This is a genomic window from Rhizobium sp. KDH_Rht_773_N (assembly GCF_052946295.1).
Map to the genome: position 1 here is coordinate 3734445 of NZ_CM129525.1, position 19336 is coordinate 3753780.

At 63.8% G+C, this 19336-nt stretch carries 17 protein-coding genes; 3 read left to right on the forward strand and 14 right to left on the reverse strand.

Annotated features, from left to right (window positions below):
• Positions 1–28 precede the first annotated feature (28 nt).
• The 10 genes from ACU8HS_RS18500 to ACU8HS_RS18545 all read right to left on the reverse strand — a co-directional run bounded on the left by ACU8HS_RS18500 (position 29) and on the right by ACU8HS_RS18545 (position 12666).
• Positions 29–616 carry a thioredoxin family protein gene (locus ACU8HS_RS18500; protein ID WP_447015923.1) on the reverse strand — a complete coding sequence of 196 codons (588 nt, stop codon included), beginning with the start codon at positions 614–616 and terminating at the stop codon, positions 29–31.
• A 272-nt stretch (positions 617–888) separates the two neighbouring features.
• Positions 889–1686: a hypothetical protein gene (locus ACU8HS_RS18505; protein WP_447014881.1), complete on the reverse strand. Its 798-nt coding sequence runs from the start codon at positions 1684–1686 to the stop codon at positions 889–891.
• A gap of 417 nt (positions 1687–2103) precedes the next feature.
• Positions 2104–2511, reverse strand: a complete 408-nt coding sequence (locus ACU8HS_RS18510) for a hypothetical protein (protein WP_447014882.1) — start codon at positions 2509–2511, stop codon at positions 2104–2106.
• Positions 2508–2759, reverse strand: a complete 252-nt coding sequence (locus ACU8HS_RS18515; protein WP_447014883.1) for a type II toxin-antitoxin system prevent-host-death family antitoxin — start codon at positions 2757–2759, stop codon at positions 2508–2510. Before ACU8HS_RS18515 ends, ACU8HS_RS18510 begins: the two co-directional genes overlap by 4 nt.
• 418 nt (positions 2760–3177) lie before the next feature.
• Entirely contained in the window at positions 3178–3573 is a 396-nt protein-coding gene (locus ACU8HS_RS18520; RefSeq protein WP_447014884.1) for a hypothetical protein, read from the reverse strand.
• Entirely contained in the window at positions 3570–3773 is a 204-nt protein-coding gene (locus ACU8HS_RS18525) for a Pam3-gp28 family putative phage holin (RefSeq protein WP_447014885.1), read from the reverse strand. The genes ACU8HS_RS18520 and ACU8HS_RS18525 overlap by 4 nt, the downstream gene beginning before the upstream one ends.
• Positions 3774–4002: 229 nt before the next feature.
• The gene (locus ACU8HS_RS18530; RefSeq protein ID WP_447014886.1) at positions 4003–5475 is read right to left on the reverse strand and encodes a Fic family protein; all 1473 of its coding nucleotides are present in this window, start codon (positions 5473–5475) and stop codon (positions 4003–4005) included.
• A 424-nt stretch (positions 5476–5899) separates the two neighbouring features.
• Positions 5900–6151, reverse strand: a complete 252-nt coding sequence (locus ACU8HS_RS18535) for a hypothetical protein (RefSeq protein ID WP_112566724.1) — start codon at positions 6149–6151, stop codon at positions 5900–5902.
• Positions 6152–6205: 54 nt separating this feature from the next.
• On the reverse strand, positions 6206–10012 hold the full coding sequence (locus ACU8HS_RS18540; RefSeq protein WP_447014887.1) for a hypothetical protein: 3807 nt from the start codon (positions 10010–10012) through the stop codon (positions 6206–6208).
• Positions 10013–10035: 23 nt separating this feature from the next.
• Positions 10036–12666, reverse strand: coding sequence for a hypothetical protein (locus ACU8HS_RS18545; RefSeq protein WP_447014888.1), 2631 nt, complete (start codon positions 12664–12666; stop codon positions 10036–10038).
• A gap of 74 nt (positions 12667–12740) precedes the next feature.
• On the opposite strand from ACU8HS_RS18545, the gene ACU8HS_RS18550 reads away from it, so the two are divergent.
• Complete coding sequence (locus ACU8HS_RS18550) at positions 12741–13085, forward strand: hypothetical protein (protein ID WP_447014889.1); 345 nt, start codon at positions 12741–12743, stop codon at positions 13083–13085.
• A 109-nt stretch (positions 13086–13194) separates the two neighbouring features.
• Here ACU8HS_RS18550 and ACU8HS_RS18555 read toward each other — a convergent pair whose 3' ends face one another.
• Complete coding sequence (locus ACU8HS_RS18555) at positions 13195–14199, reverse strand: carbon-nitrogen hydrolase family protein (RefSeq protein ID WP_447014890.1); 1005 nt, start codon at positions 14197–14199, stop codon at positions 13195–13197.
• Positions 14200–14443: 244 nt separating this feature from the next.
• A complete protein-coding gene (locus ACU8HS_RS18560) occupies positions 14444–15313 on the reverse strand; it encodes an aldo/keto reductase family oxidoreductase (RefSeq protein WP_112566618.1) in 870 nt (289 codons plus the stop codon).
• 116 nt (positions 15314–15429) lie between these two features.
• On the opposite strand from ACU8HS_RS18560, the gene ACU8HS_RS18565 reads away from it, so the two are divergent.
• Positions 15430–16347, forward strand: a complete 918-nt coding sequence (locus ACU8HS_RS18565; RefSeq protein WP_447014891.1) for a LysR family transcriptional regulator — start codon at positions 15430–15432, stop codon at positions 16345–16347.
• Positions 16348–16455: 108 nt separating this feature from the next.
• Entirely contained in the window at positions 16456–17127 is a 672-nt protein-coding gene (locus ACU8HS_RS18570) for a VOC family protein (protein WP_113500910.1), read from the forward strand.
• A gap of 69 nt (positions 17128–17196) precedes the next feature.
• Here the strand turns inward: ACU8HS_RS18570 and ACU8HS_RS18575 are convergent, their stop codons facing one another.
• Positions 17197–17610: a hypothetical protein gene (locus ACU8HS_RS18575; protein WP_112566609.1), complete on the reverse strand. Its 414-nt coding sequence runs from the start codon at positions 17608–17610 to the stop codon at positions 17197–17199.
• The gene (locus tag ACU8HS_RS18580) at positions 17607–19205 is read right to left on the reverse strand and encodes a hypothetical protein (RefSeq protein WP_447014892.1); all 1599 of its coding nucleotides are present in this window, start codon (positions 19203–19205) and stop codon (positions 17607–17609) included. The genes ACU8HS_RS18575 and ACU8HS_RS18580 overlap by 4 nt, the downstream gene beginning before the upstream one ends.
• Positions 19206–19336: the final 131 nt, after the last annotated feature.

The following is a 19336-nucleotide window of genomic DNA, read 5'->3' on the forward strand; positions in this document are numbered from 1 at the left end:
GCAGCCGAAGGGCTGCTGCGCGACCGCATCAGGCAGCGTTTGAGAACCAGGAGGGTTCGTTGCCTGCGGTCCACTTGATGTTGCAGCCGATCGACGGGGTCTGTTCCGGCGCGGGTTTCGCGCCGGCAAGCACGGCGTCAGCGGCAGCGCGCAGATCCCTGCCGGTGACAGGCTTGCCGTTGCCGGGGCGGGCATCGTCGAACTGGCCGTGATAGGCGAGCCTGCGGGCGCCATCGAAGAGGAAAAGGTCAGGCGTGCAGGCCGCGCCATAGGCCTTTGCGACGGACTGCGCCTCGTCCTTCAGATAGGGGAAAGTGTAGCCGATCGCCTCGGCTTCCTGGCCGACGGCCGCAAGGCTTTCTTCCGGATGCGCCTCGGCATCGTTGCTGTTGATGGCGATGACGCGCAGGCCCCTGGATTCATATTCGCGGGCGAAGGCGGCGAGTTCGGTGCGGATCAACTGCACGAAGGGGCACCGGTTGGAAATGAAGGCCACGAGCAGGGCCGGCGTGCCGTCGAAATCGGAGAGCTTGTGCAGCACGCCCTTCGCATCCGGCAGAATGAAATCCGCAGCACGGGTGCCGAGCTCGACGGGATTGGAACTGGTCTTGGGCATCATAACCTCCTGATGGCTTCAAATTATATAATCTATAAATTTTATGAAGTTTAAACCGGAGGATATTTGCTTCGGAGAGCCTTTGAGGAAATAGGTTTCTGCGAGGCGGGATGATTGTGGAAGATTTTTGAGCTGGAGGCGGAGTGGTGGGGGCAGGCGCGGGGCGAATGCAGAGGAGTCGGAATCTCCTCGGCTCAAGAATGAGGAACAGGCACAAGGGTTCTCTTCGTAAACGGTCGCAGACTTCTCTTTCAATCAGCCCGCCGACAGCATTACCGTCCGGCACCCTCCAGCCTGTGGCGCATCCAGATGTTCGGCTCCTCGTACAGCCCGATATCGGCTTCGCGGTCCGCCATCAGCGGCGCCAGCCCGCCTTCCACATGATACGGGCCGGAGACGGGAAAGCGCAGGCCGGTCCAGACGGTCCATTGTTCCAGCGACGCGCTGACGCGCATCGAACGCGGGGCGATCTTCACGATCCGGGCGCCGAGCTGCCAATGTTTGCGCATCCAGGGATCGAAGGGCGTGCCGTCCGGCGTGGTCCAGCCGACATAATCCGCAAAGGATGCCAGCGGATAGGCGGATTTCCTGGTGGGGCGCACGGGGGCGACGAGGGCATCAAGGCAGGCGTCTCGCGCGTGCTTCTTCATGTTTTCGATCAGGCGCTCGGCGAGATCCGAACCGCGCACCTTCGGTGTTACGACGACGGCGAGCGCGCAGAGGGCATTCGGCCTTTGCCCCGATGCGGCGCCTTCGACGCCGCGGGCGAGAACCGCATCCCATCCATCGTCGGGCAGGGTGGTTTCGTCATCGATATCGGGCCAGTGGAAGGGAACGCTGTTCGACGTGGCAAGGACGCGTTCGGCGCCATGCCCGTCCGGGCCGAGGATGAGGAACTGGTGGCGGCGCAGCGCGCCCGAAAACAGGCTGTCCCAGTGGCTGGCGATCGCCGCGTCGCCGCCGATGAACTTCGGCCAGACGGCCGCGCCCAGTTCGTCGAAAGCGGGGATGAGGTCCGGCCGCTCCTCGGCGCAGACAAGGGCGATCTCGTTGAAGGCTTCCTTCGTCATGGGCAAATATTCCCGAATCCATCGATGCGAACAGACGCAATCGGCCTCAAGAGAGTGTTGTGCGCAACCTTTTGTTCGATTGCCGAACGCAGGGTCCGCCCATGACTTATACGCCGCCCGGAGGCCGGGACAAATGGGCTGTGACCGTCATTTCGCCCGCAGACGGAACCGGTCTGGCGTAAGCGCCGGCATTTCGCTTCCGAACCGGCCTGGCTCCGTCGCGGTGACGATGGCAAGGCCGGCCGAAGGCTGGGCTACCCGCCATTCGACGGCAGCATCCACGAGAACCCGCAGGCTGCCGAGGCGCGAAGGGAATTTTCCGGCATTACGGGTATAATCGGTGTTGCGCTCCGACGCTGTCCCAATGCAATCGGTCGTTCCGGCGACAGTTTCGAGCAATATTGGATTTTGGATTGGTCAAACCTTGGAAGTGCGGAGCCTGCCTGCTCGCACGGCCTCTGCCAGGCGCTTTCTCATTTCCAGGAAGAAATCTTTGGGAACGTTTCCGTAGTCACAGCGAGAGGGATCGTTTGGCAATGGCCTGATACGGTCCGAAGGCCACTCAAATCGGTTGACCTCGCTCAGTCGAACGTAATTGATGTCCTCATCCAAACCCATTGCTTTGCAGACATCTTCGGGTATCTGCAACGATTGCTCTTCTTCCCCGATATCCGGGTACGAATGTGTAATCGGAACAACCGTGACCATACCTGTCTGACTTGAGGCCAGGACGATGGCACACGGGCGTTCTTTCTTGAAGCGGTCGTTGTGCCAGGTGTAATCGAACCGGATCACCAGACCCGGAGCAGGGTCCGGCAGTTTCACCTGGAGATCACGCCATATTCCGCGTTCTCAATCTCAGCGAGTAGCTCGTCATCGATCTCGCTTACATGAAGCACCTGCACCTCACGTCGCTTGAGACGGTTAAAATGTTCAAGCTCGTCTGCGCTGATGTAGGCGCCCACGACTCGGTTATGCGACGTGACTTCAATCACTCCGGCCTTATGCACCGCTTCGCGAATTCGTCCAAAGTGACGAGAGAAATCCGATGCGGGGATTCGAAGCACTCCCATAACCTATCTCCTTCATTGAAGCGCAAATTACGTATTTTACGTAAATTGTCAATGCGGAAGACCACACGACGGTTCCCAGGTTGCCGGATTTATGGAGCAGGGGCCATCGAACCGCAACAAGGCTTGGGGCAAGTGCTCCATAATGCCGGTATTCTTGGGGCGCGGCACGGCGAGCGATCAGGGCCGGCAGCTTGGCTGCCTTGCGCCGAAGGCGGGCGTTCTCGCATCTTTCGCAAGAGGTGTCAGGAGAGCGCCTGGCTCCGGCCGAAGGCGTTTCGCAAGGTCACCGGAGGAATTCGGCCCCCAACCCAGCGCTCTCCTGACGGGAGGATGATGGCAGGCAATGGTTGAGGCGGTGTCCTGCTATTCGCAACGCAATTCCGGACGCAAGACCGCTGCACACTTTTGCTGGAATTGCCTATCTTTTCAGCCGCCGCGCCAGCAGCGCGCCGGCATCGCCGATGACGATGGCGGGGATCAGGACCAGCGCCATGTCGTTGATGCGCGGCGGCACGTCGATGACGACGAGGGAAAGGCCGAACCAGGGATTGAGGATCTGCACCATGTAGATCGCCGCCCACCAGAGGCCGAAGGGGATGACGATGAGAAGGCGGCCGAGGCGGGTGGCGCTCCAGCGGTCGGCGGCTTCGGCAACAGCGATATCGCGGGCGGCCTCGATGCCCTTGATGGCCTCGTCGGCGGCGAGCCTCTCGCTGTCGGTCTCGGCGGCCAGTTTCGCCTGATAGGCCGAGAGCAGCGGGGCGGTGAATTTCTCGACGATGCCGCCGAGAAGAAGGTCGGCCAGCCACTTCATTTCGCCCATCCGCAGCGGTGGGCGAGATAGTACCAGCCTTCGGCGATGGCGGCGAGGAGGGCGCCCGCGGCGACCTGAAGCGCCATGGCGACATCGGGATCGCGCGCGATCATCTCGCCGAGATCGGGCGCGATCAGCCCGCGGGTGACGAGGATGGCGGCGAGGTAACGCAGGAGAATGCGGATGAAGACGAGGGTCATGTCTGCTGCCCGTGATGGTGATGGAGGGCGGCAGGATGGCCTCTGGATGGTTGGCGGGGTGTAGTCGGGACAAGTGCGGAACTGGCCGGCACATGCCACCAGTCTCCGTTTCGGCGCAAGTGCGCCATCGCGCAAGCTCATCGACGGTTCGGGCTTGGGAAGCGTGTCGCCGTTGGTGCCGCCTGGTGCCGCGCGCGAAGGAGATATGAGTGCCCTGAGTCCTGACCGCCTATTTCTTCCTCGCCCATGCTGTCGTTTGGGGTCGTGGCGGCGGTGGTGCCTTGGCCAGTTCCTCGACAAAGAGCGCAAGCGGCCGGATATTCTCGTTCTGGCTGGCCTCCTCAAGACATGACATGTACCTTTCGCGTCGATCGACAGGCACGACCGTCCACGGCAGTCCGGCTTCAGCCAGCAGCGCATTCATGAGAAAGCGACCGGAGCGTCCGTTTCCGTCCGGAAAGGGATGAATGTAGGTGAAGAGAAAAGGGGCGACGATAGCCTTGGCCCGTGGGTCGGGTTCATCCTCAATGCATTCGAACAGGGCGTCCATTGCATCCGCTATCGCATGTGGTGGCAGGGGCACATGGGAAGAACCTCGCAGATACACGTTGTGACTCCTGTACCCCGCGAGCTTGTGGGCCTCTGTGATGCCAGCCTGCACCGATGGTTGGAACATCGCTCTGAACCAGTCCTGATGACGACGAGACAGAAGAGGCCCCGATGTTTCTCCCTCAAGGATCGACCGGATATCCTTTCCCACCTCTTCGAACGCGAGGCGGTAGCCCTTGGCAGCCAAGGCGTTCCGGGCATCGGCATCTCCCGCATGTTCCTCGGGATTCCAGGCACCCGACTGAACCCTCTCAATCAGTTCCTCCGACACCTGATAGCCTTCGATCGAAAGCGAGTTTAGAGCATCCGCGACATATCGCTCTTCGATCTCCTCCATGTAGGCGTCGATATCGTTGAAACGCGTGCCTTCCATATCGATGCTATCCAGAGCATCCCGACTCATTTTCGCCCACAGGTTCTTGATGCGGGTGGCCGCAGGTGTCGCTGCTCTTCGTTCATCGAGCAGAGCGTGGCCACTGTCATCGAACGGGTCGTCTTCACGTACGAGATATCCGGCCGCGCTCATCGTCGACAGGATGTTATCGGCATCGCGGCTCCTTCCAAGATGGCGCAGGGCACCGGCTATCCTTCCGGCCATGGTGCTTCTTGCGCCGGAAAGGAGAACGCGAAGCAGCGATGCGGAACCGCGAATGGAACCAATGACGGCGATCATGTCGGTCGGTCTTGTGGTCCAGCTATTCTTTGCGCTGTTGATGATTGCCTCTTCCTTGGCGAGCACTCGGACGCCATTGTGAACGACGGATTGATCGACTTGCGGAACCCGCAACAAGAAAAGGGACGTGCCGCCCGGCATTGGAAGAACCTGATTGTTGGCTGCGGGACTGCGAACGACAATCTGAGGCACAACGGACCAGTTTTCGGCCCACAAAGTCACCGAGGTTTCCGGCGAGAAGCACCAGTCGCTTCCAAAGCGATCGTCCAGATAGCACCGTACGAATTCCCAGTAGACAGTGCTCCACTCGGAGTCGATCCGGCGCCTGTCGGAAGGTCGGGAATTAACTGCGAGCCAGCCGCGCATTATCTCTTCCACAAATCCCGCATTGGCGAGACGCTCGCGATGAACCCTGCTCAATCGGTCGCTCTTCAGAGCCGATCGAGTCCCTTGTTCGGTTGCCCCTCGAAGCTCCCGAAGCGATGAGGCAAGTCGCTCGTTTGGCGGGCGTCCTGACATTTAATAAATCCTGCAGATGCGACGACGGCACTAATCCAGTGCCTTGCTTCAACACTAATTAGGTGTATCTATATCGCACTAATTTGCTGCATTCGCAACGCACTAATCAGATGCTGGCGTCACGCAAGGCGCAATAACCGCGTACCGATTGAAGCTATGTTGCCGAAGACCGATCTCTTCCTGCTTTTTCGGCTGCGGGAGATCTGGTGGCACTTGCTACCTCATTGCGGACAGTTGCGCAGGCGGAATGGCGATTGGCTTTGCGGGGCGGCGCTTGAGGCCGTTGCCTTCGCGCTCGCGCGCGCCTTTCGATTGCGGGTGCCGCTCAAAGAAACCGCGCCAGCGCGCCGGAGGCGATCGCCTTGATCAGCAGGCCGGCCAGCGGCGTCAGCACGATGGCGATGACGGCCCAGAGGGCCTTGCCGATGCGGTTTGCGAGTTTTTCGACGCTGCCTTCGATGCGCACCAGGGCGGCGTTGATATGCGGCTGCTGGGCTTCCAGCGAAACGACGCGTTCCTTCAAGTCGCTGATCCTGCCGTGGAGTTTGTCGAGTTCGTTGCGGGTGGTTTCATCCATGATGCCGATCCTTTTCGGCATCATGGATAAGGCGGGGATGGTTGAGGGCGAAAATCACGCTCCTGCGATCTGCGCAAGGCCGGCGGCCACCTTGCGCGGGATCTCGCCTGCGGGGGATTGCGCCGTGAGGCCGCTGGCGGCGAGGATGGCGTCAATATGCTCCTCGCCGATGCCGAGATCGCCGCGCGGCGGGCGGACGGCCTTTGCCAGCGCGGCCGGCCCGCCGCCGGCGGGCGGGGTTTTCGCGTCGCGGATCGCGGGCAGGCAGGCCATGACGGAATAGGCGGTCTGCCGCGCCAGCCGCGCGGCGTCGCCATCGCCATCGCCGGTGCCGGTGCCGATTGCGGCGGCAAACACCGCGTCCACCATGGCGAGCGCCGTCAGATCCATGGCGAGCGAAGCGCCCTGCCGCGCGGCGCGCGCCGCATCCGCATTGCCGTCAGCGGCTGCGGCCTCGAATTTGCCGGCAAGGTGGGCGGTGAGCGCCTTGAAGAGCCGCAGGATTTCGCTTCTTTCGGCCCCTCGCGGGCGCAGGCCCGATGTCGCCTGCCGGATGCCGGCATCGGCATCGGCAATGGCGCGCGCCTGGTCGGCGCCGGGCTGGCGCTCGGCCTTGTCATAACAGGCGAGCCACAGGGGCATTTCGACGAGAAGGAATTGCAGCGTTTCGCCAAGCCAGAGCGCCGTCGTCTCCCATGCCGTGCCGCGATCGCCGGGAACGCTGCGCCGGCCGATTTCGGGCGAGCGGCCGGCGAGCCTTCCCGGAAGCTCGGGATCGAAGCCGTTGCGCAGCCCGGCCAGGAAATCGGCCCGGCCGGCGGCGGCGATCATGTCGGCGAGCGGATAGCGGCTGCAGAGCGTTGCGGCGAGTTCCTGCGCCAGGCCTGCCGCGACGGCGTTGTCTTTCGCCAGCCGGGCCGAGCGGCCGACGAGGCCGGCAGCCGTGAGCGCACCGGCGCCGATATCGTTCATCCAGCCGTTCAGGATGGAGCCTTCGAAGAGGCGACCGGCGCGCGCCATGGCGTCCTTCAGCTCCTCGTGCTCCAGCAGGCGCCGCGCATTGGCCAGCGGCTCGCAGAGTTCCAGGTCATGGATGAGATGGTTGACGTGGCGGTGCAGCACGGCAATGTCCGCCGCAAGCGGGCGGCCGGCGCGGGAGCGGCCGTGGCCGGCTGCCGTCGCGGATTTGACGCAGCGGCCGCGGAGCAGCGCCTGCGAAAGCTCCTCCGCCGTCTCGGCGCCGTCATAGGCCAGCGGATAAAAGCCGCCCTTCAGCGCCTTGCCGGCGATGGTGACGGGGGTCGGCGCCACCCATTGCGGCGTTATACCGGTGAGGCGCTTTTCGCGGGCGGCGATATCGGGCTCGAAGCTTGCCAGATAATCCCAGACGGATTGCGCGAAGGCGGCGTCGCGCGCATCGAGGAGGCCAAGCACGGCATCGAGCCCGGCCTCGTCGAATGCGCCTTCGATGCGGGCATCCGTCAGGCGGCGGCGGTTCACCTCGTTGCCGGTATTGAGCGCAACGGCGATGGCTTCCCATTTCGACAGGGACTGGCCGAGGGCCGGCAGGTAGCGGGGCTCGCCCATCTGGCGGCGCTCCTGCGGCGAATAGACATCGTAGAGCGCCTGCAGATCGGCGCCGGCCTTCTGCCTGCGCTGCGCCAGCCTTTCCGCGGCGGCCGCAAACGGCGCCTTGAACGCCTGCCAGGCGATGCCGGCGTCCATATCCGTGAGGGCGGCATCGGCCGCGCGGGCGCGGTGGAAGGGGCGCAGCGGCTCGTCGGTTGCCGGTTTGCGGCTTTTCAGGCCGCGCACCAGGCTGGAAACGGTCTCAGCGAGTTCGGCCTTGCGATCGGCATCGACGAGTTTTCCGGCGCGCCGGGCGGCATGCTGGATATTGCCAAGGGCGGCGGCGACGGCGCGCAGGCGTTCGAGCGTGATCTCCTTGTAGGACTGGCGGCCGGAGCCGATCAGCACGCTGTCGGGAATGGCGAGCTCGTTTTCCCGGCCCTCGTCCTTCATGGCCTGCATATAGTCTCTGAGCGCGACGCGCGGATCGCCCCGGCCTCGCGCCGCGTCTTTCCGCTCGCCGGCGAAGCCGTAGCGGTCGAGCAGGGCATCGACGGCGCCGGCATAATCGATGCGGCCGCCGTCGCGAAGGACGGCCTGCGCGAGCCTTTCGCGGGCGGGGCCGCCTGCGAGGCTTGCCGCCTCGGCCTCGATCTTTTCCACCTCGCCGGCGATTTCGAGGCTTTCGGCATAGATCGCGTGGTTGAGAAGCTGCCGGCGCCTGGCGGTGATCAGCTTGCCGATGCGCTCGTCTTCCCCGGCCCGCGGGGAAGTCTTTCCATCGCCGGTGCCGGGCTTGCGGCTTGCCCTTTCGCGCCACGCCGCATCCTCGGCCAGTTCCTCGCCAAGCCGCACGGCCTCCACGCCGGTGCGCCGGCCGGCGGCGAGGAAACGCGCGCCGTCCATGGCGTCGGCCACTTCCATGCCGGCGGTGGCCGAGCGCGCATAGGCCCTGGCTTCGGCCAGCGTCATGATTTCGCCGCTGCCGGCGACGTCTGCGATCGCCTGCAGTTCGGCCGCCAGCCATTCGGCCCGCCGGTCGTTATGCAGGGCGGCAATCGCCCGCTCTTCGGCCGAGCCGTCGATCAGCATGTCGCCGTGGCGCTCCAGCATCACGCGCTCGACTTCGAAGGCGATCGCATCGGCGCGGGCGGGCGCCAGCGTCATGGCCGCCACCAGCTCGTCGCCGGAGCCGAGGCCGAAGAGATCGGCGACGATATCGGGGTCCAGCCCGCCGCGATCGGCATGGAGCGGCTGCCTGCCGCGGGGCAGGGCATCGAGAATGCCGGCGCCGTAGCGCGTCTCCAGGGCTGCCCTGTCGAAGCGGATGTCGCCGGACGGGGCGGGTGTTTGCGCATCCAGCCAGCGCCCGTTCGCCATCCATTCGATGGCGCGGTAGAGGCCGGTGGCGTCGATTTGCTTTTCGACCTCGCGCCGCACGGCCGCCTTTTCCGCCTTGTAGTCCTCCTGTTCCTCGCGCCGCACCGGCTCCATCATCTGCCGCAGCAGGCGGGATTTGGCTTCTTGAGCGGCCAGTGCGCGCAGTTTCAGCAGGCGGTCGTAGCGCGGCTGGGCGAGACCGGCGGCCTCGGCGCTGGCAAAGACGGGCTCTTCGCCGCCGAGATCGGCCTGCGCCATGTCGATCGCGGTGTCGCAGGCCAGCAGGCGGAAGAAGATGGCGCCGACGTCGGGGGCGAGGGGGATATCGAGGGCGACGAGGCGGCGGTAGATCGAGGTCAGCCAGTCGCGGAACTGCTCGAAGACGCCACGCATCTGCGGCGAGGGCGCCGTGGCTTCGATGAGGTAGGTTTCGGCGGTGCTTGCAAAGAGGGATTGCATGGCGGCGTCGATGGCCGCGTCTTTGAGGGGATTGCCGGTGGAACCGTGGTCGAGGACGGCGAGCACGTCCTTTGCGGTGATCTTGATGTCGGATGCGGTACGGGTGGCATCGGCGGCGATGGCACGGGCGTTTTCGCGCCACCAGTTTTGAAGATGGGTGAAATCTTCGGTCACGATGGGGATGTCGTGTGCCGCCATATCCTGCATGGTTTGAAGGAAATAGCGGCTTGCTCCACGCAGCACGGCGGAGAAATCGGGCTTGCGGAAAATGTCGAGGATCGCCACGCCGTCGGCGCCGTTCGGAATGCGGGGTGCGGAATGCGGATTGCGATCCGAATGGGTAAAGAGAGCGCCGGTTGCGGTGGGAATATATGCTTGCGCTGCTTCGCCATCGGGTAAAGGCTGAGCGGACAGAACTTCGCTTGGGGATGAAACGTTGGTCAGATAGTTCAACGGGAAACCTCTCGGCAGATCGACTAGCGGTTAAGGGTTTGGCGGAGGCTTTTGATGCTCAGCCCGCTGGGGTCACGGTGCGTGTTTCCGGAGTTTGCAGGGCGTGCCATCGTCTTCTCGAGATAAGAGCCCGGCGCCCCCTCGCCGAGCCTTCGGTCGCCAGGGAATATCGGTTTGAAGTTGGAATCGCTGCGTTTTCCCGTCGGGGCGGGAGGGCGCACCGGCGCAGCCATGAGCGAGGCAAGGGCTGTCGAACTGTTCAAGGCGTCGGCGTCAAGGCGCATAGTGTCTTTGAAGTCCACATTCGCCTTGGAGCCGGTGGAAGGAGGACGGTCGTCGGCCATTGGGATTTTCAGGTCGCTGCCGGTATCTTTCGCCACCGGCGCGTCGTGCGTGCCGATTTTTCCGGACGGATCCTTGCCTGTCGCGTTGCTATGTTTTCCCATCGGGGCGGGAGGGCGCGCCGGCGCAGCCACGTGCGAGGCAAGGGCTTCGGAACTGTTCAAGGCGTCGGCGCCAAAGCGCATACTGTCCCTGAAGTCCACATCCGCCTTGGAGCCTGTGGAATGAGGCAGGTAGGCGGCCATTGGGATTTTCAGGTCGCTGCCGGTATCTTTCGCCACCTGCGCGTCGTGCGTGCCGATTTTTCCGGACGGATCCCTGCCTGTCGCGTTGCTATATTTCTCGACGGCTTCGTGCGACGCGTAGGCATGTTCGGCGGGAGTGTCCTTCAGCACGTTTGCGGTGAAATCTCGATGGCCTTCCGGGTCACGTGCGCGATATTTCGACGCCTCCACCGTCGCTGCGATGTCGTCGAGGTCCTGGCGGGCCTTGATGGCCGCTTCAGGCCGGGACATGGACAAGCGCAGGGAACCGCGGCCACGCGTGAGCATCCGCAAAGATACAGTGGCGGCATCCTGGATGATTTCCTTACCGATGCCGGCAATGCCGCCCGTCACAAAGGTGTCTGCAACTTTATCGAACGCCTCCTGCTTGGGGTCGATAAGATGATGCTCGATCAAATTCTGCGCGAAGAGCTGCGTCGCCTGTGCCGAACTTTCCTTGAAGCCTATGCCTGCCCATTTTTCGAGAGATGAATTCAGGTGAAGGCGCGTCAGCACCGGCGATGACAGCCGGTCAAAGGGGAATTTGTCGATGAATGCGGTCGGGGCATAGGTCCATGCCGCCAAGCTTTGATCAGATTCGCTGCGATTGGCTTTTCTCGCTGCAGCGGCGCCATCTCCAGCAGCGCGCAAGAATTCCACTCCGGTGCCAGCCCAACCTCCAACCGCTACGGTCGCCAGGACGCCGGGAAGAGCGGCGCCGACCATTTCACCCGTCAGACGACCCAAGCTATTCTCATAGCCGGGTGCGGCGGGGAAAAGATTTTCGCCGTAGTCTCCCACGCTTGCACCCGAGCTCTGGAGGAAGCGGGAGAAATTTTGGAATGTGGAATAGAACTCCGCCTTCGCCTGCTCAGGCGTCAGTGCCCCCGCTCGAACTTGCCGCAAGACTCGTCTCGAAAATGCCGCTTCGCTTTCCGGCAATTTGCCAAGTTCCGTGTCCAGCAGCGCATAGTCCCTGTCAGACAGGCCCGCAGCCTTGGAAATATTTTCAATGCGGGCCAGTTCCTGTTCCGATTTGGGTATTGCCATAAGCTGGCCTGCCCCCTCGATGATCCGGCCCGTTCCGGTAACGGCGGCGCTGGCGACGCCTTTGGGAACCTCCACGAGGTTCTGTCCGAATTCTTCGGTCCTTTTGACGGCCGGGCTGGACGAATGCGCCAGGTACTTGAAGACATCCTCCCGGGTAGCCGCATTTGTCCGCACGGCATCCAGATAGAATTTCGCGTTAAAAGAATCGAGCGCATCCTGGGAGAGGATTTTCTGCAAGAGAGCGTAGGCCTGCTCATCGGTCAATTTTGCCGCATCGGCGATTTCTTCGATGAGGGCATCTCTTGCCTTGGTTTCATCGCTGCGAGTGTCTTGAACGACTGCGGGAGCCTCACCTGTGGCTGGTGCGGCGGGGCTCGCTGGCGGAACGCCAGGCTGCGCTGCGAGCGGATCGGAAAGGGAGCCGTTCGAACCGGCCGGGTCGGCGGGCGGAGTTGCGGGTTGTGGGAGCGAGCCGGCATCCTCACCTGCCGGACCGGGAGGCTGAGTGCCTGGTGCAACGGGATTTGGGGCCGGCGCCTGCTGCGGCACGGCTCGGCCTGCGGGGCTCTCAGACAGGGGAGTTTCAGGATTTGCAGGTGGGCTGGCCTGCGTCCGTTCTGGCAGCTTTACATCCCCGAAAGCTTGGGGCACCTGACCGAACCGCTGTACCATCTCTTCGAAGGAACACAGGTTGTAGACATCATCCTTCGCCAGAAGGATGGCCATGGGGTTTTCGCCGTACCAGGTCGCCGTTTTCCTTGCGGTGGAGAGCAGCACCTTGTCACGCGTCTCGTCCATAAGACGTTGAAACATCGGGCGATACTCCTTCACCATCTGCAGGGTCGGGAGAGGATTTCCTGTTCTTTGCGCATACTCGCGCGCGAAATTAAGGTTATCCGCAACCTCGTCTGGATTTTCATCCGAGGATTGAATATAGCTGGCGGCAGCAGCGGCCTGCTGCCGTCGTTTCAGGTCGTCGTAAGGTTGCATGTTATCCATGTCTGTCTCCCGTTCGGCCGAGAGACAGGGGTAGGTGCGCAAGAGTTGTTTTATAAATCGGGGGAGGAATGCCGATGGCAGACGGGACGAATGTGCGCGGGGCGCCGGCCGGCGGTAAAGGTGGCACCGGAGCGGCAATCGCGATCCTGGCGGCGGTCGCGCTGGTCTGCGCTATGGCGCGCCGTATCGCTGCGGCAACGGCCTATCCGGCGGCGGAGGGAGGGCGCCTTGTCGGCGAGATAGTCGGCGGAGCCCTGCCGCCGTTCGTCGTGGGCCTGATCGTTTTCTTCATCGTTCGCCTGGTCCGGCGCAAAAACGGTGATCGCTTTGCCTGCGTGCTGTCCGGCCTGATCGTCGTGCTCGCGCTTGCGGGCCTTGGTTATGTGAGCGACCTCAACCATCTGAACGAATTTCAATAAGGACCTGATGCGCCATCGCGGCAGAAGCGGGACACGGCAGGGCGCGCGCTTGATGGGGGGAGCCGGTGACGTGCGGCGGGCAAGGCGCCTGCCGCTCCGTTGACGGAGTTCAGAAAGCCTCGCGGCTGTCGCTTCTCGGATCGCCGTCGATCTGGTGCGGCCGGTAGAGATCGCCGCGCGCGGTGCGGCGCCAGGGGCGGGCGAGATTGGCCGGGTCGGTTTCGATTTCGGCGAATGCTATCCCTGGCGAACCGTCATTCGGGCAACGGGCCGCCCATTGGCCCCTGGGACCGGCGATGCCGCAGGGCGTGACGACGCTTTGCGGCGCATGGGTGGCGTAGCTCACCCAGAATGTGTTGCTGGCCGCGAGCCCGAGTACCTCGGCAGCGAAGGGAGGTGCGGCCGAAGGGACTTCTCCCGATGTCGAAAACAGCACGCAATCCACGTCCAGCCGCTCATATTCGGTGAAGATCTCATGGTAATGCGACTCCATGCCGGCCGCGCAGCCGAAGCGCATGCCCTCCACCTCGAAGGTGACGGGAATCCTGCCCGGCGAATACAGGAAGGAAAATTTCGTGTGGGAGAGAAGGCGCTCGTCATAACGCGTCACCAGCTCGCCCCGGTCGGAGAGGATATAGAGGCTGTTATGCGGCCGGTGCGGCGGGGTGAGCCGATGAGGTGCGCCGAAGACCGTCCAGATTTTCAGCTCCCTTGCGCATGAGCGTATCGCATCCAGCTCTTCGCGAAGAACCTCCCATCGATAGCGGCTCCAATCGGCCGCGCCGATCTCGGCCGGGCCGGTTTCGGAGAGGATCCGCTTGTTGGGAAAGCAGATCGTGCCTTCGCAGAAGTGGATGAGGCGGGCACCGGCGTCGCGCGCCTGGCGCATAAGGCGGCGCATTTCCGCGCCGTTGGCGCGGAAGGCATCGGCATCGCGCGGGTCGAGGCATACCGTGGTCTGAGCGACGGCGAGCCGGAGCGACTTGCCGGCGGGCTCGCCCGCTTGCGGTTCGGGCCGGGGCTCGCGGATATGGCTGAGGGCCGAGGTGTAGGATTCGCCGGTCTTTGCGGCGCGGGCGCGCACCCGGCGCTTGAAGTTTCCGTTTCGGGTCATTGTCTGGCCTTTCCGTCACGGACGTCTGTTCCCCGGCAACCACGCCCGCACGATCGGACCTTGGTTGATGGACCCGAGACGGAAGTCCCTTTGCCTCCGCTTGAGAGACCCTGCCGGGGAGGATCGCTGGAGGTTGGGCGCAGGCCACGCCTGGACGTGAAGATGTCGATGCCGGCGTGATTCGTCAATCTGCGGGCGCGGCGGGTGGCCGCCGCGCCTGGCGCCTCACGTTGGGCGATGTTTCTTACGCTGCGGCAATGCCGTTGAGTTGCGCCATCGCATCGTCCGGCAGCTCGATATCGGCGACGGCGAGGTTTTCCCTGAGATGGCCGCGCGAGGATGTGCCGGGGATCAGCAGGATGTTCGGGGCGCGTTTCAGCAGCCAGGCGAGCGCGACCTGCAGCGGCGTGGCGCCCAGGCGGGCGGCGACATCCGAAAGCGTCGAGGATTGCAGCGGCGAGAAGCCGCCGAGCGGGAAGAAGGGCACATAGGCCGTGCCTTCCGCGGCGAGCTTGTCGATCAGCGCGTCGTCGCCGCGGTTGGCGAGGTTATACTGGTTCTGAACGCAGACGATCTGCGTGATCCTGCGGCCGTCGTCCACCTGTTTTGCCGTCGCGTTGGAGAGGCCGATATGTTTGACCAGGCCCTGCTGCTGCAGCTCGGCCAGAACCGTCAGCGGCGCTTCGAGCGCGCCTTCGGCCGGGCCGTGCACATCGAACATGGCGCGCAGGTTCACCACCTCGATCACGTCGAGGCCGAGGTTTTTCAGGTTGCTGTGGATGGCGGCGGTCAGCTCTTCCCTGGAAAAGGCCGGGTTCCAGGAGGCGTCGGCGCCGCGCAGAGCGCCGACCTTGGTGACGATCGTAAGATCGTCGGGATAGGGATGCAGCGCTTCCCTGATGATCTCGTTGGTCACGTAAGGGCCGTAGAAATCGCTGGTATCGATATGGTCGACGCCGCTTTCGACCGCTTCGCGCAGCACGGCGATCGCCTCGGCCCGATCGCGCGGCGGGCCGAAGACGCCCTTGCCGGCAAGCTGCATGGCGCCGTAGCCAAGGCGCTTGACCGTGCGGTCGCCGAGCCTGAATGTTCCCGATTTTTCGACAGTGGACATGAAATCTCTTCTCCGGTTGAGGGCAGGAGAGCAGATAGGCCGGTATCATTGCCGCGACAACGGGCTATAATGCGGACGGGCTGTCCTGATTTAAGGACAATGGCAGGGGCCGGAACATGAAGCAGGGTGTGCCTGATATCGGCGACGTCGCCGCCTTTCTCGCCGTCGCACGGGCCGGCGGTTTCCGCGAGGCGGAGCGGGCGGGGCATATGAGCTCGTCGGCGCTGAGCGAGGCGGTGCGCCGGCTGGAGGCGGAGCTTGGCGTCCGGCTGCTGAACCGGACGACGCGCAGCGTGGTGCCGACGGAGGCCGGGCGCGGGCTGCTGGAGCGGCTGGGGCCGGCCTTCGGCGAGATCGATGCGGCGCTCGACCATGCGAAGGATTTCCGTGACCGGCCGGCGGGCCGGCTGAAGCTCAACGTGCCGGTCAGCGCGGCCCGGCTGGTGCTGCCGGCCATCGTGCCGGCCTTTCTCAGGGCCTATCCGGAGATCCGGCTCGAGATCGTCACCGAGGAGAATTTCGTCGATATCCTGGCGGCCGGCTGCGATGCCGGCATCCGTTACGACGAGCGGCTGGAGCGGGACATGATCGCCGTGCCGATCGGCCCGCGCATCCAGCGTTACGCCGGGGGCGCTTCGCCCGCCTATCTGGCGCAACGCGGGCGGCCGCAGCATCCGCGCGACCTGCTGGGGCACGCCTGTATCCGCGGGCGTTTTGCCGGGCGCGCCATGCCTGTCTGGGAGTTCGAGCGCAACGGCGAGGTGGTGCGGGTCGATCCGCCGGGGCCGCTGATCGTCGAGAACGGCGGCGGCACGGATCTCGCCGTTGCGGCGGCCGTTGCCGGAACGGGCGTGGTCTTCACCTTCGAGGACTGGCTGAAACCCTATTTCGGCAGCGGCGCGCTGGAGCCGGTGCTGGAGGACTGGTGGGAGAGCTTTTCCGGCCCCTTCCTCTATTATCCCGGCCGTCGTCTGGTGCCGGCGCCGCTGCGCGCCTTCATCGATTTCATAAAGGCGATGCCGCGGCAGGCGTGAAAGGAGATCACCGGCCCGCAACGTGGTAGAGTGGGGCGGGCGATGCATTCGCCGCATCGCCATCACCATCATCAACACCATCGTCGTGACGATGGGAGGGGGAAGATCATGAGCGACGCAAGCAGCAAGGCCGGCAACGGCACAAGCGAGATGAAGCTGGAGATCATCGTCGTGCCCGTTTCGGATGTCGACCGGGCCAAGGCCTTCTATGGCGGGCTCGGCTGGCGCCTCGATGCGGACTATTCCTCGGGTGAAGACTATCGGGTGATCCAGTTCACCCCGCCGGGCTCGAACGCCTCCGTCATCTTCGGGAAAAACGTCACACCGGCGGCGCCGGGCTCCGCCCAGGGGCTCTATCTCATCGTCTCCGATATCGAGGCCGCCCGAAAGGAGCTGCGCGAGCGCGGCGTGGCGGTCAGCGAGGCCTTCCATCCCGAGGGAGACGTCTATGGCGGGCCGGACGTGCCCTATCTCTTCGGCCGGCGGCGCGTGAGCGGCCCCGATCCCGACCGCGGCAGCTACCGCTCCTTCGCCGCCTTCAGCGATCCGGACGGCAACGGCTGGCTCTTCCAGGAAATCACCGCCCGGCTGCCGGGGCGCATTACGTCGGACCTTGCCGCCTTCGCTACGGTGAAGGATCTGGCCGCGGGGCTGCGAAGGGCGGCTGCGGCGCATGGCGAACACGAGAAGCGCAATGGCGGAAAACACGACGAGAACTGGCCGGACTGGTATGCGGCCTATATGATGGCCGAGCAGACCGGCCGGCCGCTGCCGCAATGAGGTGACTGCCGGGCGGGACCGGCCGGTCCCGCCCGGCGTTACGGAGTCCGCCGTTATCAGGGCCGATCGTTACAGGGGGCGGAACTCGGCCGCCCATTTCCACAGGTCGTCCATCTGGTTCGGCGGAATGCCCATGGCGATTGCGAGCAGATCCATTCGCGGATCCTCGCGGGAATATTCCTGCGCCTCCTCGACCATGATGCGCACCGTTTCCCTCTCCCTGGCCGAGAGCCCGGCCATGCCGCCGATGACGGAGAGGACATCGGCCTTGAAGATCGGCGGCTCGAGCTCAAGCGCGGCGAGCCAGAGCTGCCATTTCCGGAGGATCGGGAAACGGTCTTCGAGGCCATGGGGATCGCGGAGGTATTTCGCGATGGCGGGTTCCTGGTCGTCGTGTGCGGTGAGATCCAGGTTGGGCTGATCGCGGGAGAATATTTCGAGGATCGTTCCGCCGCTGTCGTAGCGAACATACACAGTCGTCATGCAAATAACCTCTTGCAGGTGTAATCATGCCAGCCGCAAACAGAAAAGGAGGCTGAGCAGGCCGTGCTTGTCACAGCGACGAACCTCCAGAGCTGACCGTTGGCATTGCTTCGCGCCTTGCCTGCTGCGAGGCTCTGGTCGGGATAGTCGTTGCCCGAACGCGACCGGCACCGGATCTGGTGGGCGGCGCCGGTGGTGTAGCTGGCTGCTGCGGCGTCTGAGATGATCCCGATGCAGTCCTGGCTCGCGTTTGCTACAAAAGTATCAATCAGCACCCAGATGTCGACACTCAGTCCCACAGGGACATTGCCGGGTATGGCGAGGCCCTGGACGTTGCTGTTGGCGGTGAACCACGGATAGGTGTCGGTGTTGACTTCGTTGCCGGTTTGCCAGAATGGAACAATGTTTCCCGATGAGTTGGTGATGATGAGACCCACGCGGCTCCCGGACAAGCACTCCCATCCGATCGGTTTTACGACGCCTGCCTCTGATCCCGACAGCGACATGACGAAATCTGTAGAGCCATCCGATAGCTTCCTGATGGCATAGAGGAAGTAGGTTTTTGACGCCTGGACCGATCCTGTGTCGAGCAGCTGGGCAAGTGTTTTGGCCGTCGCAAGGCTGGTCTGATGCTTCTTCCCGCCAAACCAGCCAACGCCCGGGCCGATGGTCAGAGACGTGGCGCCGACATAAGCGGGGATGAACCCCGTAAAGAAATCCAGACCGGTAGCAACACAGACATATTTGACAATACCACCCGCCAGGACCTTCTTCAGCCCCCAGCCTGCGGCGCTGTCGGCAATGGCGAACTCGTCGCTGTCCACGATGTCGGTCTTTGCCGCGGCGCCGTGCAGCCAGCCGGCCAGGGTGTTGGTGATGTCGTTGTAGATCGCCAGCGTCTTGCGATACCAGTGAAAGGCGGAAAACAGGCCGTCCGAGCCGGGAATTTCGCTGTCTTCCGGGTTCGCCGCGTAGGCGGTCGCGAGGCTCGCGCCGGCGCCTGCGTCGGTTGCCGACTGGGCGGCTTCGGCGGCTTTCTGCTTGACGATCTGCGTCAGGCCGGCAACCTCGGGAATGTCGTCGGCAAGGCCTGCCACTGTCTCCAGATATTGCGAGACGGCGGCAACGGCTTCCAGCACCTCGCCCTTGTTGCTGAGCGCCAGCACGTCGGCGATGAGCTTGTCGATCGTGGCCGGATCGAAGGAGGGCGGAATGGTGACGGCGCGGGCGGCTCGTTCCTTGAGCTGCTGCAGCCGCATCACGACGAGGTCGAGCGCCTGCTCGACGGTCTCGGCATAATAGGCGCCCTGGTTTTCCAGGTCGGTCTCCTGGGTGAAGGGCACGTCCAGCAGCAGGGTTATCCTGGTGCCGGCGGCCGGGGCGGGGAGGATGATCGCGCTTCCGCCGCCATCGTTGCCGGTGCCGGTCACGGTGTAATCGGCGTCGAGCACCAGGATCGAATCCGTGCCCGACGCATCCGTCCGGATCACCTGCAGATGCTCGGGCGCGAGGATCTTGAACTTGTATTCGAAATGTGTGGTGACGCCGTCCCCGCTATAGGGGCCGGACCGGTTTATCTCGCTTGAAATGGTCATGGATCACGCCTCTGGTTTTGCCGACCATAGGCGCGGGAAGGTTGTCGGCATGACAGGGCCGGAAGATCAGCGCGACGAGCCCGCCATGTCCCCATGACGCGGCCGAAGGCAGCTTGCGGAGGAACAGGCGC

Coding starts and splice junctions, on each gene's coding strand:
- ACU8HS_RS18500 (WP_447015923.1), bottom strand. CDS start 616: ATGCCCAAGACCAGTTCCAATCCCGTCGAGCTCGGCACCCGTGCTGCG.
- ACU8HS_RS18505 (WP_447014881.1), bottom strand. CDS start 1,686: ATGACGAAGGAAGCCTTCAACGAGATCGCCCTTGTCTGCGCCGAGGAG.
- ACU8HS_RS18515 (WP_447014883.1), bottom strand. CDS start 2,759: ATGGGAGTGCTTCGAATCCCCGCATCGGATTTCTCTCGTCACTTTGGA.
- ACU8HS_RS18520 (WP_447014884.1), bottom strand. CDS start 3,573: ATGAAGTGGCTGGCCGACCTTCTTCTCGGCGGCATCGTCGAGAAATTC.
- ACU8HS_RS18525 (WP_447014885.1), bottom strand. CDS start 3,773: ATGACCCTCGTCTTCATCCGCATTCTCCTGCGTTACCTCGCCGCCATC.
- ACU8HS_RS18535 (WP_112566724.1), bottom strand. CDS start 6,151: ATGGATGAAACCACCCGCAACGAACTCGACAAACTCCACGGCAGGATC.
- ACU8HS_RS18545 (WP_447014888.1), bottom strand. CDS start 12,666: ATGGATAACATGCAACCTTACGACGACCTGAAACGACGGCAGCAGGCC.
- ACU8HS_RS18550 (WP_447014889.1), top strand. CDS start 12,741: ATGGCAGACGGGACGAATGTGCGCGGGGCGCCGGCCGGCGGTAAAGGT.
- ACU8HS_RS18555 (WP_447014890.1), bottom strand. CDS start 14,199: ATGACCCGAAACGGAAACTTCAAGCGCCGGGTGCGCGCCCGCGCCGCA.
- ACU8HS_RS18560 (WP_112566618.1), bottom strand. CDS start 15,313: ATGTCCACTGTCGAAAAATCGGGAACATTCAGGCTCGGCGACCGCACG.
- ACU8HS_RS18565 (WP_447014891.1), top strand. CDS start 15,430: ATGAAGCAGGGTGTGCCTGATATCGGCGACGTCGCCGCCTTTCTCGCC.
- ACU8HS_RS18570 (WP_113500910.1), top strand. CDS start 16,456: ATGAGCGACGCAAGCAGCAAGGCCGGCAACGGCACAAGCGAGATGAAG.
- ACU8HS_RS18575 (WP_112566609.1), bottom strand. CDS start 17,610: ATGACGACTGTGTATGTTCGCTACGACAGCGGCGGAACGATCCTCGAA.
- ACU8HS_RS18580 (WP_447014892.1), bottom strand. CDS start 19,205: ATGACCATTTCAAGCGAGATAAACCGGTCCGGCCCCTATAGCGGGGAC.